Genomic DNA, 12,945 nt, shown 5'->3' on the forward strand with positions numbered 1-12,945 from the left:
TGTCCATGGACGAATTGACTGAGTACTACGTTTCACTTGTCGAGCATTTGCACGCATCAGCAGACGTTGAGGGGAGCGTAATTACCTATGAATATTTGTCCTACATTCTTGAGCTTCTCTCGGACGCTGGGGAATTTGAAGACTTTTCGATTATAGAAGATGGCATCGATGGTGCTGGTCGTTGGGCATTTGATGGCTACTCCTATGATGAGAACAATTTCTGTCTCTCCCTGTTTATTTCGATTCTGGATACAGCGGAAGAGCCAAGGCGTCTTTTGAAAGCTGATATTGAGTCTGCTGTGAAGAAGCTTTCGAGGTTCGCGGTCCGCGCTATAAGCGGAAACCTGATGGATTATTTTGAGCCAACCAGCAGCTGCTACCTTGCAGCAAAATTCATCAGGGATAGTTGGCCAGAGATTGCAAGAGTGAAACTCGTAGTGCTTTCAAACCGGCCCCTTGCGGAACGTGCCTCGGTCCCGAGCTTTGATGATCTCGATGGCCGCCCATGTACTGTCGATCTCTGGGATCTGCGAAGAATCTACAAGCTGGAGTCTTCCCGGAGAGAGCGTGAGGAGATGATTGTGGACTTCTCTGATGCGCCTCTGCCCTGCATCGTATCTAATCGTCCAAAAGGTGGAGATGGGGGGTTATCGGTTCTCACAGTCTTTCCTGCCCAGCTACTGGTTGATCTATATGGTAAGTGGGGTAGTCGGCTTCTCGAACAGAACGTAAGGAGCTTTCTCCAGCATCGAGGGAAGGTAAACAAAGGGATCAGGAACACCATTATTCATGATCCCGGTAACTTCTTCGCATTTAATAATGGGCTTACCGCAACTGCCAAGGCCGCAGTTGTCAAAGATGGGGATAGTGGTCAGTTCATAGAAAAAGTTGAAGATCTTCAGATTGTAAACGGTGGGCAAACTACGGCCTCGATATACAGTGCGGCCATTCGTGATAAAGCCGACATGTCCGGCATTTCTATACAGGTTAAGTTGACTGTGCTGCCCGAGGAGGATCCATCCTCCCTGGTCGCAAAAATCGCAAGGTTCGCGAATTCACAGAATAAAGTCTCGGAAGCAGACCTCTTTTCCAATCATCCATTTCATATCCGATTGGAAGAGATTTCTAGGCGGGTCTGGGTGCCTGTAAAAGCTGGGCAGTCGGCACAAACACACTGGTTCTATGAGCGCGCACGGGGGCAATACCTCGATGCTCAGGCTTACCTTACGCCAGCCAAGAAAAAACAGTTCCAGAAGATCAATCCTCGCTCCCAGCTCCTAACAAAAACGGACGTCGCCAAGATCATGAATTCGTGGGAAGAGCTTCCCCATGAGGTGAGTAAAGGGGCTCAAAAGAACTTCGCTGTGTTTGCCGACCTTATAGATGAGCAATGGGAGTCGGATGATACGAAGTTCAACGAGTTCTTTTTCAGGAAACTGGTTAGTAGGGCCAGTATATTCCGGGCGCTTGAAAGAGCGATTCTCAAGGAAGCATGGTACGCCGGATACCGTGCGAATCTTGTGACATACGCAATTGCTCGCCTGTCACACGAAATAGCGAAAAATAAACAAGAGCTGGATGTAGACGCAATCTGGAGGGGGCAGGTAATCCCTGAAATTCTCATCAATAGACTCTTGGAGCTGGCCCGTTCAGTAAATGGATTACTGCTTGATGAGAACCGGCCAGTTGGTAACCCCAGTGAGTTGGCGAAACGAAAGGCTTTCTGGGAATCGGTCAAGCAGATCGAGTGCAGAACGGATGATCTCGGGGCTGTGCTGATTTCTCGGGAGGCGGCCAAGGACAGTGAAAAAGAGGCGAGGAAAACCCAGACGCTGGATAAGGGCATTCAGGCTCAGAGTGATGTGTTGAATACTCCTGCACATGTTTGGACGCGGCTGGAGGAGTTGTTGATGGAGGAGGGAGAGGCGACTCCATCGTTAATGGGCATTCTCAGGGTCGCGAAGAACCCGGCGCAATTTCCCTCGGAAAAACAGGCAAATGTTCTGTTCAAACTTAAAGAAAAGTACAAGGACTTCCTTCAATCCTGAGCAGCGGTACCTCGACTGAGAACGTTATAGGGTAGGGTTTGGGTAGTTGGGGGCACGCATTGGGGCATTTCAATGGGGCAGAATTGGGGTATCCAAAAACTTAAATACTTGATTTTATTAATAAAAAAATAATCAAGAATTTCAGTGCTATCTAAAAAACAGATATTCCCTAAAACCCAAAAAGCCCGATAAAACACTGTTTTATCGGGCTTTTTAGATTGGTTGTTTGGTGGAGACGGCGGGAATTGAACCCGCGTCCGCCAGTACTCAGCCTTGAGGTCTACATGTTTAGCGTCTCTCTATTGATTTAAGTTCAAGCGACCCGAGAGCCAGGGTGCAAGAACCGAGTTCTTTAAATCTTAGCCGTTAACCAGTGAACTCTGGGTAACGGAGCATCCCGTAAGCGATGACGTCCTGAGATGTTGCTTCCGGGCTACGGGCGACCCGGTCAGGACGACTAGCAGCTTACGCTGCTAGTGCGTAGTTTTCGTCGTTTGCGACTATTGCGTTGCAGCTTTGGATTAACGAGATTGGCTGCCATCTCGACATGCACTCAAGGGTTCGCCACCGGCGTCGAAGCCATGTCGTCCCCTTACCTTCAGTATATGTGTCCGGTTTGCCGGACTTCAAGGTTTCTTTGTTGCAGTTTTGTGCTTTCGGGGCTGTAGATGTACCTAGAACCCTAGCTGGCCTTGCGCTCAATGGCGTCATGGCGGCCTGCCAGGGCCGCGTGGCTCAGGGCCTCGAAGCTTTCCCGGAAGTAGCCCATCACGGCGTCCGGGTCAGCGTGAATCGCCTTGTCCACGGTGATGCCGAATTGCACGGTGCCGGCATAACTGAGAATACTCATGCCAATACCAATGCTGCCGCTCTGGGGAACCCAGAACATGGGCTGGGTCAGCTTGCTGCCCGCCAGATACAGAGGCTCTTTCGGGCCGGGTACGTTGGTCAGTACCGCCGAGGCCTTGTTGCTGAGCAGATCCAGGGCCCTTCGTTCAATAACATCGGGGCCGCGCCCGAAGATATCAAGCAGGCTGTAGGTAACCTGAGCCTGATAGGACCGCTTGAGCCGGTTCATGTTCTCCTGCACCTGGCGGAAGCACATGAGCGGGTCTCTCACCTCCACCGGCAGGGTAACCAGTACGAGCCCGAACTTGTTGCCCAGGGTTTCGATGGGCTGATCAAGAGGGCGCAGGTTGAACGGCACGGCAACCCGAATGCCACACTCGGGGATGGTTTCCTTGTGGGCGGCAAAATGTCTCTGCAAAGCGCCGGTGACGGTGCAAAGGAGGGCATCGTTGATGGTGCCTCCCAGAGCCTTGGCGCAGGCCTTTACCTCGGCAAGGTCGAGGGGGTCGGCCCAGGCCACTTGTTTGCGCCCGGATAAGGGCTTTTTCAGGCCGGTTGTGGGTTCGCCGGGCGCCAGGCCCAGTTTCAGGAGGTCAAGGGCGACACCGCTGGCGGTGGTGGCCAGTTTTAACGGGTAGTTGGGCTCCTCGCGGACGGACTGGATAAACAGTCTGGCCTGGTTGGTGGCTGTCTGCGCGCTGTCCACGGCACGGTGCAGGAAGTTCTGGATGGCCGATTTCCTGCCGGGCTTGGAGCGACGCTTGCGGGCGACTTTGCCCAGCCTGGGTTCCGGCGTTTTGTCGGTGAGTGACAGCATTACACGAACCAGCGAGATGCCATCGGCAATGCAATGGTGAATGCGGATGAGTAGCGCGCCGCCGTCGCCGTAATTGTCGATGTAGTGCATTTGCCAGAGCGGTTGCCGGAAATCCAGCGAGGTGCTGTTCATGTCACTGACCAGCTTCTGGAGCTCTGCTTTGTCGGCCTTGCCCGGCAGGGCGATTCGGTGCAGGTGATTGTCCAGGTCGAACAGCGGATCGTACTGCCAGTAGGCCCGGTCTCCGGTGTCGATCACCCGTTGCCGGAACCGGTCGAAGCAGAGAAATCGCTCTTCAAGGGTGTGCCTGAGGCGGCTCATGGAAATCGGCCGCTCCAGCGTCCATACCCCACAGATCATCATGGGGTTCTGAGGGGTGTCCATGCGCAGCCACGCGCGGTCTACGGCGGACATAGGTATCTGTTTGGGTGACATAAGCGGCTCCCTTTGCCATGCACCGGAGTTCCCGAGTATAGGCCCGATGGAATTCTGAACAAAGAGAGTGAGTATGCGACATACCGGCTCACGCCGGCCATGACCGGCGTCAGGTATTTGTTAATTGGTGGCGGGCAGGATCAAACGTTGGTTTCGCGCAGGATGCGTTGCTTCTGGCGGTTCCAGTCGCGTTCTTTCTCGGTGGCGCGCTTGTCGAACAGCTTCTTGCCTTTTACCAGGGCGATTTCGCATTTGACCTTGTTGTTTTTCCAGTACAACGCCAGCGGAATGCAGGTGTAGCCGGCCTGGTTGACCTTGCCAACGATCTTGGCAATTTCCTTGGCGTGAAGCAGGAGCTTGCGCGTGCGCGTAGGGTCTGCGATCACGTGGGTGGAGGCCGCAATCAACGGGGTAATGTGAGAGCCGAGCAACCAGGCTTCGCCGTCCTTGAGCAGCACATAGGCGTCCACCAGCTGGGCCTTGCCCGCACGCAGGGACTTCACTTCCCAGCCCAGCAGGGAGAGGCCCGCTTCAAAGCGTTCCTCAATGTGATACTCGTGCTTCGCCTTTTTGTTCAGCGCAATGGTATTGCTCGGCGTTCCGGGTTTTTTCTTGCTCATGAATCAATGAATCCGGGGTCGGACGAATGAACGGGCCGGCCTTGCTGCAGCCGGAAAAAGGCGCATTGTAGCCCAACAGTGGCGGACCGGTCACGAATTCGGCGTTGTGGCGGTGTCCGGTTCGTGCGCGACGTGATCCTTCAGCTACAATACTGGCCCAGACTTTCTCCCCGACCTGTTGAGTGGCCTCAGGGAAACGAATGCCTAAGCCGTATCAGACACATATCGGGTCCTTTACCCGAAAATCAACCTTCTTCTGGGCCGCAGTGGGCGCTACCGTGGGCCTTGCCAACCTGTGGCAGTTCCCGTATCTGGCCAGTCTGCATGGTGGTGGCCTGTTCATCCTGCTTTACCTCGCCTGTCTGTTGCTGGTGACCCTGCCACTGATGGTGACCGAAGCGGCTGTTGGTCGGTATTCCCGCCACGGCATTGTGCTGGCCATGGACGGGCTGATTCGCAGTGCCAGGCAGTCCCGGGCCTGGATGGCGGTTGGCCGGCTCAGCATACTGGCCGCCTTTCTGGTGCTCTCTTTTACGGCAGTCTTCGGATCCATTGCTCTGGCTTACGTGTTCTTCGGCGCACTTGGCCGTTTCTCCGGCGCCGGTGAGGCAGAGGCAACCGGGATTCTGGCGGGGCTGGTGTCCGACCCCAGGCAGTACCGGGTATTCATGGGCTGGCATATCTTCTTTCTGCTACTGGTGCTCTGGGTCTCGGCGCAGGGCGTAGTCAGGGGGCTGGAAAGGGCCCTCAGGGTGGTTGTGCCGGGCGCCCTGGTACTGATGCTCGTGCTGTTCGCCCTGGCTGCCTGGCATGGTCGGATCGACGGGGCCATCAACCACATTCTGGCCATGCATCCGGAGGACCTTTCCTGGGAAAGCCTGAAAGCCGCATTGTTTCATGCCTTTTTTACGCTCGGGCTCGGTATGGGTGTCTGGGCGATACTGGGCTCGTACACCACGCCCCAAACCCGTCTGAAGCGTTCGATTCTGGCCGTGGTGCTGATGGATACCCTGGTGGCGATCCTGGCTGGCCTGATGATCTTCGCGATCGCAACAGACGGCAACAGCTTTGACGGTGAACGGGGCTTCAGCCTGCTCTTTATTTCCATGCCGGTTACGCTGGCCCAGTTGCCCGCGAGCCAGTTCGTGATCGCCGCTGTTTTTCTGATGGTGGTGCTGATTGTCTGGACCACATCCCTGAATCTGCTGGAGCCCATCGTGGGCTGGTTCCGCGAGTGGACCGGGGCGCCCAGGGCGCTGTCGGTGCTGCTGATTGGTCTGTCGGTGTGGCTGGCGGGGCTCGCGTCTCTGCTGTCGTTTAATGTCTGGGCCGAGGAGAGGATGGGCGGCGCCACCATATTCCGCTGGCTGGAGCTGGTCACCGGTGGCTTGCTGATCCCGCTCGTGGCCATCCTGATTGCGCTGTTTACCGGCTGGTGCCTGACCCGACACCTTTCGGGTACCATGCTCGGCGCAACGCCAAAACTGTTCGCCCGCATCTGGTTCTGGGTGATGCGCCTAGTGCTGCCCCTCGTTGTTGCCTGGATAGGAGTCCAGTACACGGCCTTTTCATTGGCTAACCTGTGCAGCAACGGCAATGTTGCCGCCTGGTGCGATCAGCCCGCTGCCATGGTCTCGGAAGACGGGGAAGTACCAGCGAGAGATCGGCCTTTTGCCGCTACGCCCGCCGAGCCGGAGGAGAAAGCCGCCGAGGCTGAGAAGACAGCGCCCGCGTCAGACCAGAAGCCGCCGGGGGTGGAGGAAAGTGGTGGTAAGTCAGGCGAAAAAGCCCCAAAACAGGACGATATCCTTTATGATAGCGTGTGATTGAGGCTGTCTTCCTTCCCCGAAGTCTGCAACTTTTTCACAGTGTGTTTGCCAGCAGGACAACCGGTTCCAATGCCCCATCAGATTGATAAAACAGCTTTGGTTATGCACTCCGCCGAGCGCATGTTTCACCTGGTGAATGACATCGCCCGTTACCCGGAGTTTCTCCCCTGGTGTGCCGGCGCGGAGATTCATGAGCGCCAGCCCGAGCAGGTGACAGCGTCGCTTGAAATTGCCAAGGGTGGGGTGCGGCACACGCTCACAACCCGGAATCAGTTGCTGATGCCGGAGGCGATCGAGATGAACCTGGTGGATGGCCCTTTTCGCAACCTGACCGGTCGCTGGCATTTCAAATCCCTGGACGAGAACGCCTGCAAGGTGATCCTGACCCTGGAGTTCGAATTCTCCGGATCGCTTTCAAGGATGACCTTCGGGCCGATATTCAGTCAGGCGGCCAATACGATGGTGGATGCCTTTTGCCGGCGCGCTGATGAGCTCTACCGGAAGGAGGGTGCATGATTCAGGTGGAAGTGGCCTATGCCCGGCCTGACCGGCAGGAAATTGTGCCGGTGAATGTGCCCGAGGGCACGACGGCCCTGGAAGCGGCCAAGCTGTCCGGGATCAGCGATATTTTTCCGGAGATCGATCCGGATACGATTGATATGGGCGTGTTCGGGAAGGTGATCAAGGACCCGGCCGCCCACGAACTGCGTGAAGGTGACCGGGTGGAACTGTATCGCCCGCTGAAGATCGATCCGAAGCAGGCACGACTGAATCGGGCGAAAAAGAAAGATCAGGCTCAGTAGGCCGGCGTTTCTTCCAGCAGTTGTGCCTCGTAATAGGCGTACTGGTCGTTCTCGTAGTACACGATGATGCGCTGTTCCTGGATGTCCCCGCCTTCTCTCTGGAAGGTATACACGTAGTATTCGCGGGAGGGGTCAACCGGGTTGAGCATGAGCGGTGTTCCCATCACGGCGTGCACCTGGCTGCGTGGCATGCCCTCGGTCAGCTGCGTCAGCTCTTCATCGGTAACGATGTTCCCCTGCTGGACGTTGATTTTGTAGACGCCCGGGAAAGCGCAACCGGATAGAACGAAAGTGAGAATGAGAGCTGTGAGCTTTTGCATCGCCGGGGGAAATCCTCTATCTTAAAATCGCCTGCCAGAGGCAGGTGTGACACGGGTTAACCGTTCAATGGCGGCTTCATCATACCGGAAGCCGTGAGGCACACCAAAGAGTGAATAGTAACATGTCATCCGAAAACGCCGAATTACGAAAAGTCGGTCTGAAAGTGACTCTGCCGCGGGTCAAAATCTTCAATATTCTGGAGACCGCGGAGGAGCATCACCTCAGTGCTGAAGATGTATACAAGAAGCTTCTGGAGCAAGGCGATGACGTGGGGCTGGCAACAGTCTACCGGGTGCTGACGCAGTTTGAAGCCGCAGGGCTGGTACTGCGTCACAATTTCGAGGGTGGCCATGCCGTGTTCGAGATGGCCGGCGACGACCACCACGACCATATGGTGTGCACCCAGACGGGTGAGGTAGTCGAGTTTGTCGACGAGATCATTGAAGAACGACAAAAGAAGATTGCCGAAGAGCACGGTTTCGAAATCGTCGATCACAGCCTGATTCTGTACGTTAAGCCCATCAAGTCCTGAGCCTGGCTCAGGCAGTTTGCTGGAAGAACGAAAAAAGGGGCGGGTCTATGGCCCGCCCCAACAGCTCTCAGGATCGAGAGGGGTAGTGGATAGTTGCTCGCGGTTCAGTGATGGGTTGCCTGCCCCTTTGAAAACATTTCCCTGGCATGAGCGATCGTATGTTCGGTCATGTCCACGCCTCCCAGCATTCTCGCCACTTCACTGATTCTGCCCTGATCGTCCAGCGTCTCGATTTTCGAGAAGGTGGCATCCTGCTCGGTGAACTTGCTGACAAACAGGTGCTGATGACACTGGGCGGCAACTTGCGGCAGGTGGGTGACGCAAAGCACCTGCCCGTTGCCGCCAAGAGTCCGTAACAGTCGGCCAACCACCTCAGCCGTGCCGCCGCCAATGCCGACATCCACTTCATCGAACACCAGTGTGGGTGTGGTTGATGTCTGGGCAACCACCACCTGGATGGCAAGGCTGATCCGCGACAGTTCGCCGCCGGAGGCTACTTTGGCCAGTGGCCGCGCAGGCTGCCCCGGGTTGGCGCTGACCAGGAATTCAATCTCTTCCAGTCCGTGGGGCGCCGGCTCGCCAGCGTTACTGCGGTTCAGGTGAGTAATGAACTGCATGTTGGGCATGCTCAACTGGGCGAGCTCCGCTGCGACCCGCTGATCCAGTTCGGCGGCGGCCTTGGCGCGGGCCTCTGACAGCTCCGCGGCCAGTTCATCGAAGCGTCCGCGCTGGCTGTCCAGCTCTGCGGCCAGCTGCTCCAGGCTGCCTTCGCCACCGTCCAGCTCGGCCAGCTCGGCACTCAGGCGCTGATGCAGTTCCGGTAATTCTTCCGGTGTGATCCGGTGTTTGCGGGCCATCTGGTAGATGGCGCTCAGCCGTTCTTCCACTTCCGCCAGTCGAGCCGGATCGGCCTCGTAGTCCTCGACGAAGTGGCGAAGGTTGTCGCCGGCCTCACTGATCTGAATCTGGGCTTCGTTCAGCATCTGGATCGTGTCTGCCAGTGCGGGAACATCCACCGGAAGCTGCTCCAGCTGCTGTAACGCCTGGCGCACCAGATCCACTGCGCTGGTTTCATCCTCGGTGCAAAGCAGGGCGGCCTGATGGCTGTTGTGCAGAACCGTATCCGCCTGGCTAAGCTGGGCCTGTTCCTGTTCCAGGTTTTCCTGCTCGCCCGCTTCCAGGGCAAGACGATCCAGTTCTTCCACTTGATACCGCAAAAGCTGGAGTTTGGCCTCCGCTTCAGCGGCATTCTGCTGGCGTTCGGTCAGCCGCTGGCGGATCTGGTTCCAGGATTTCCAGGCTTCCCGTGTTTCAGCGGCCAGGGTCTCAACGCCGGCGAACTCGTCCACCAGCTTGCGGTGGGTTTCCTTGCGCAAAAGAGACTGGTGCTGATGCTGGCTGTGAATATCCATTAGCACACCGCCCAGTTCCTTGAGGTGGTTCAGGGGGCAGGGTTGGCCATTGATGTAGGCGCGGGAGCGGCCATCCTTGCTGATGACCCGGCGCAGGATGCAGTCGTTGTCGTCATCCAGCTCGTGTTCTGCCAACCATTCGGTTGCCTCGGGAATGCCGGATACGTCGAAGGTCGCTGTGATGTCGGCGCGTTTGGCGCTATGCCGGACGGCGCCGGCATCGGCTCTGCCACCCATGGCCAGGCCGAGGGCGTCCAGAACGATGGATTTTCCGGCGCCGGTCTCGCCGGTCAATGCGGTCATGCCCTTGCTGAACTGGAGTTCCACCCGTTCAGCGATGGCGTAATTGGAAACCGTAAGTTGAGTCAGCATGCAGATAACCTCCGCGTTGTTCCTGAAACCGGCAAAACACTGTAGATGTATACAGTGACTGTGAATATATACAGGGTTTTTATGGTTTGCAAACCTGAGGCAGGTATTTTCTTCAGGATTGCAGGCTTTGGTGGTTGAAACCTGGGGAGCGGGCCCCATATCGGTTCGCAAAGACATTTTCCGGCTCGAGGCGGCCGGAGCCCATGTTTAACCGGCCACTGACAGCGGGCCGCTTTTGATGAAGCAGGAGTAGCCATGAGCACTGACGAGAACCGCAACGAGCACGAGGAATTGAACGAAGCCCTCGAGGCTGCGAAAGAGGAGGCCCAGGCCGCTGAAGGCGAAGCTGGCGACAACGAAACCTCCGAAGTGGAAGCGCTCCAGGCTCAGGTTCAGGAATTCCAGGAGCAGATTCTGCGCTCCCAGGCGGAAATGCAGAACGTGCGCCGTCGGGCCGAGATCGACGTTGAGAAGGCGCACAAGTTTGCCCTGGAAAAGTTCGTCAAGGAGCTGCTGCCGGTTGCGGACAGCCTTGAGAAGGCGGTCGAGAGCACCGAAGGTCACGATGAATCTGGCGAACTGGTGGCCTCAATTCGCGAAGGCGTGGAAATGACCCTGAGCCTTTTCATGTCCAGCCTGAAGAAATTCAACGTTGAGCAGATCAACCCGGTCGGCGAACCGTTCGATCCCCAGCATCACGAGGCCATGTCCATGGTGCCTGCTCCGGATGCCGAGCCGAACAGCGTGGTAGCCGTGGTGCAGAAAGGGTATCTGCTGAATGGTCGTGTTGTGCGGCCGGCCATGGTGGTGGTCGCGAAAGCGGAAGATGCACCAAAAATTGATGAGCAGGCTTGAAAAGCCGATTAAAGCGCCAATATAGCCAGTAAATAGCGAAAGCGGAGGCAAGCGGCCTCCTGGAAAGCATTCAGAAGAATTGGAGTGACTCAATGAGCAAGATTATCGGTATCGACCTGGGAACGACCAACTCTTGTGTAGCCATCATGGATGGCGACAAGGTAAAGGTAATCGAGAACGCCGAGGGTGATCGCACCACCCCGTCCATCATCGCCTACACCGACGATGGTGAGACCCTGGTTGGCCAGTCGGCCAAGCGCCAGGCGGTTACCAACCCGAACAACACTCTTTACGCCATCAAACGTTTGATCGGTCGTCGTTTTGAAGACGATGTGGTTCAGAAAGACATCAAGATGGTGCCGTACAAAATCGCCAAGGCTGACAACGGTGATGCCTGGGTAGAAGTGAAGGGTGAAAAAATTGCTCCGCCACAGGTGTCTGCAGAAGTTCTCAAGAAGATGAAGAAAACTGCAGAAGACTACCTGGGTGAAAAAGTGACCGAAGCCGTCATCACTGTTCCGGCTTACTTCAACGACAGCCAGCGTCAGGCTACCAAAGATGCAGGCAGGATCGCCGGTCTGGAAGTGAAGCGGATCATCAACGAGCCCACTGCAGCTGCCCTGGCTTATGGCCTGGACAAGAAAAGCGGCGACCGTACTGTGGCAGTATATGACCTGGGCGGTGGCACCTTTGACCTTTCCATCATCGAGATTGCCGATGTCGACGGCGAGCACCAGTTTGAGGTTCTGGCCACCAACGGTGACACCTTCCTCGGTGGTGAAGACTTTGATATGAAGATCATCGAGTACCTGGCAGACCAGTTCAAGAAAGACAGCGGTATCGACCTGCGCGGCGATTCCCTGGCAATGCAGCGTCTGAAGGAAGCTGGCGAGAAAGCCAAGATCGAGCTTTCCAGCAGCCAGCAGACCGACGTTAACCTGCCGTACATCACTGCAGACGCGTCTGGTCCCAAGCACATGAACGTGAAATTGACCCGTGCCAAGCTGGAATCTCTGGTAGAAGACCTGGTTCAGCGCAGCCTCGAGCCGTGTAAAGTGGCGCTGCAGGACGCAGGCATGAAGGCAGGCGAAGTCGATGAGGTTATTCTGGTCGGCGGTCAGACCCGCATGCCGCTGGTGCAGGAAAAAGTAAAAGAGTTCTTCGGCAAAGAGGCCCGCAAGGACGTTAACCCGGACGAAGCTGTGGCGATGGGTGCTGCAATCCAGGCGGCCGTTCTCTCCGGTGATGTGAAGGACGTTCTGCTGTTGGACGTAACCCCGCTGACCCTCGGTATCGAAACCATGGGCGGTGTGGCAACTCCGCTGATCGACAAGAACACCACGATTCCGACCAAGAAGTCGCAGACGTTCTCCACAGCGGACGACAACCAGACCGCGGTAACCATCCACGTGGTTCAGGGTGAGCGTAAGCAGGCTGCCCAGAACAAATCGCTGGGCCGTTTCGATCTGGCTGATATTCCGCCGGCAGCGCGTGGTGTGCCGCAGATTGAAGTTACCTTCGATATTGACGCCAACGGTATCCTGAACGTGTCCGCCAAAGACAAGGCGACCGGTAAAGAGCAGTCGATCGTGATCAAGGCCTCTTCCGGTTTGAACGATGACGAAATCGAGAAGATGGTTCAGGACGCCGAGGCCAACGCCGAGGAAGATCGCAAGTTCGAGGAGCTGGTTCAGGTACGTAACCAGGGCGACGCGATGGTTCACGCGGTTCGCAAGACATTGAACGAAGCCGGTGACAAGGTCAGCGACAGCGAGAAAGAGTCCATCGAAGCGTCCATCAAGGAGCTTGAAACCGCTCTGGAAGGTTCCGACAAGGACGACATCGAAGCCAAGACTCAGAAGCTGACCGAGGTCTCTTCCGAGCTGGCCCAGAAGATGTATGCAGATCAGGCGGATCAGACCCAGCAGGCGGGTGGGCAGGAAGAAGCCCAGGGCCAGAAGTCTGACGACGCTGTCGACGCTGAGTTCGAAGAAGTCAAAGACGACGACAAGCGATAAATCTGACGTACCTCAGGTAGTTGGAAAACGCGGG

Annotated in this window: 11 protein-coding genes and 1 other RNA gene; 7 read left to right on the forward strand and 5 right to left on the reverse strand. The window is 56.4% G+C overall.

Going from position 1 to position 12,945, the window contains the following annotated elements:
• Positions 1 to 5 precede the first annotated feature (5 nt).
• Positions 6 to 2,048 (forward strand): AIPR family protein, encoded by a 2,043-nt coding sequence (locus CFB02_RS17600; protein ID WP_088559048.1) that lies wholly within the window; start codon positions 6 to 8, stop codon positions 2,046 to 2,048.
• Between the two features lie 227 nt (positions 2,049 to 2,275).
• On the opposite strand, the gene ssrA is transcribed toward CFB02_RS17600, so the two are convergent.
• From ssrA to smpB, 3 genes are all read right to left on the reverse strand, one after another.
• Positions 2,276 to 2,640, reverse strand: a transfer-messenger RNA (tmRNA) gene (gene ssrA / locus CFB02_RS17605).
• Positions 2,641 to 2,730: 90 nt separating this feature from the next.
• Positions 2,731 to 4,149 carry a wax ester/triacylglycerol synthase family O-acyltransferase gene (locus tag CFB02_RS17610; protein WP_088559049.1) on the reverse strand — a complete coding sequence of 473 codons (1,419 nt, stop codon included), beginning with the start codon at positions 4,147 to 4,149 and terminating at the stop codon, positions 2,731 to 2,733.
• Positions 4,150 to 4,289: 140 nt separating this feature from the next.
• Positions 4,290 to 4,769, reverse strand: a complete 480-nt coding sequence (gene smpB / locus CFB02_RS17615) for an SsrA-binding protein SmpB (protein WP_008171507.1) — start codon at positions 4,767 to 4,769, stop codon at positions 4,290 to 4,292.
• Positions 4,770 to 4,969: 200 nt separating this feature from the next.
• Here smpB and CFB02_RS17620 point away from each other — a divergent pair, with 200 nt between their 5' ends.
• The 3 genes from CFB02_RS17620 (at position 4,970) to CFB02_RS17630 (ending at position 7,401) form a co-directional block, all read left to right on the forward strand.
• The gene (locus tag CFB02_RS17620; protein ID WP_088559050.1) at positions 4,970 to 6,595 is read left to right on the forward strand and encodes a sodium-dependent transporter; all 1,626 of its coding nucleotides are present in this window, start codon (positions 4,970 to 4,972) and stop codon (positions 6,593 to 6,595) included.
• A 72-nt stretch (positions 6,596 to 6,667) separates the two neighbouring features.
• Positions 6,668 to 7,114, forward strand: a complete 447-nt coding sequence (locus CFB02_RS17625; RefSeq protein ID WP_088559051.1) for a type II toxin-antitoxin system RatA family toxin — start codon at positions 6,668 to 6,670, stop codon at positions 7,112 to 7,114.
• The gene (locus CFB02_RS17630; protein WP_008171510.1) at positions 7,111 to 7,401 is read left to right on the forward strand and encodes an RnfH family protein; all 291 of its coding nucleotides are present in this window, start codon (positions 7,111 to 7,113) and stop codon (positions 7,399 to 7,401) included. The genes CFB02_RS17625 and CFB02_RS17630 overlap by 4 nt, the downstream gene beginning before the upstream one ends.
• Here CFB02_RS17630 and CFB02_RS17635 read toward each other — a convergent pair.
• Entirely contained in the window at positions 7,395 to 7,721 is a 327-nt protein-coding gene (locus CFB02_RS17635; protein WP_088559052.1) for an outer membrane protein assembly factor BamE, read from the reverse strand. The two genes, CFB02_RS17630 and CFB02_RS17635, sit on opposite strands and share 7 nt — an antisense overlap.
• Before the next feature lie 122 nt (positions 7,722 to 7,843).
• Between CFB02_RS17635 and fur the strand changes: the two genes are divergently transcribed.
• Entirely contained in the window at positions 7,844 to 8,254 is a 411-nt protein-coding gene (fur, locus tag CFB02_RS17640; RefSeq protein ID WP_088559053.1) for a ferric iron uptake transcriptional regulator, read from the forward strand.
• 104 nt (positions 8,255 to 8,358) lie between these two features.
• On the opposite strand, the gene recN is transcribed toward fur, so the two are convergent.
• Entirely contained in the window at positions 8,359 to 10,038 is a 1,680-nt protein-coding gene (gene recN, locus CFB02_RS17645) for a DNA repair protein RecN (RefSeq protein WP_088559054.1), read from the reverse strand.
• Positions 10,039 to 10,293: 255 nt separating this feature from the next.
• Between recN and grpE the strand changes: the two genes are divergently transcribed.
• Both grpE and dnaK read left to right on the forward strand, forming a co-directional pair.
• Positions 10,294 to 10,893: a nucleotide exchange factor GrpE gene (gene grpE, locus CFB02_RS17650; protein WP_088559055.1), complete on the forward strand. Its 600-nt coding sequence runs from the start codon at positions 10,294 to 10,296 to the stop codon at positions 10,891 to 10,893.
• Between the two features lie 92 nt (positions 10,894 to 10,985).
• Complete coding sequence (gene dnaK / locus CFB02_RS17655) at positions 10,986 to 12,911, forward strand: molecular chaperone DnaK (protein WP_088559056.1); 1,926 nt, start codon at positions 10,986 to 10,988, stop codon at positions 12,909 to 12,911.
• Positions 12,912 to 12,945 lie beyond the last annotated feature (34 nt).

The sequence above is a fragment of the Marinobacter sp. es.042 genome, assembly GCF_900188315.1.
Classification (GTDB): Bacteria; Pseudomonadota; Gammaproteobacteria; order Pseudomonadales; family Oleiphilaceae; genus Marinobacter.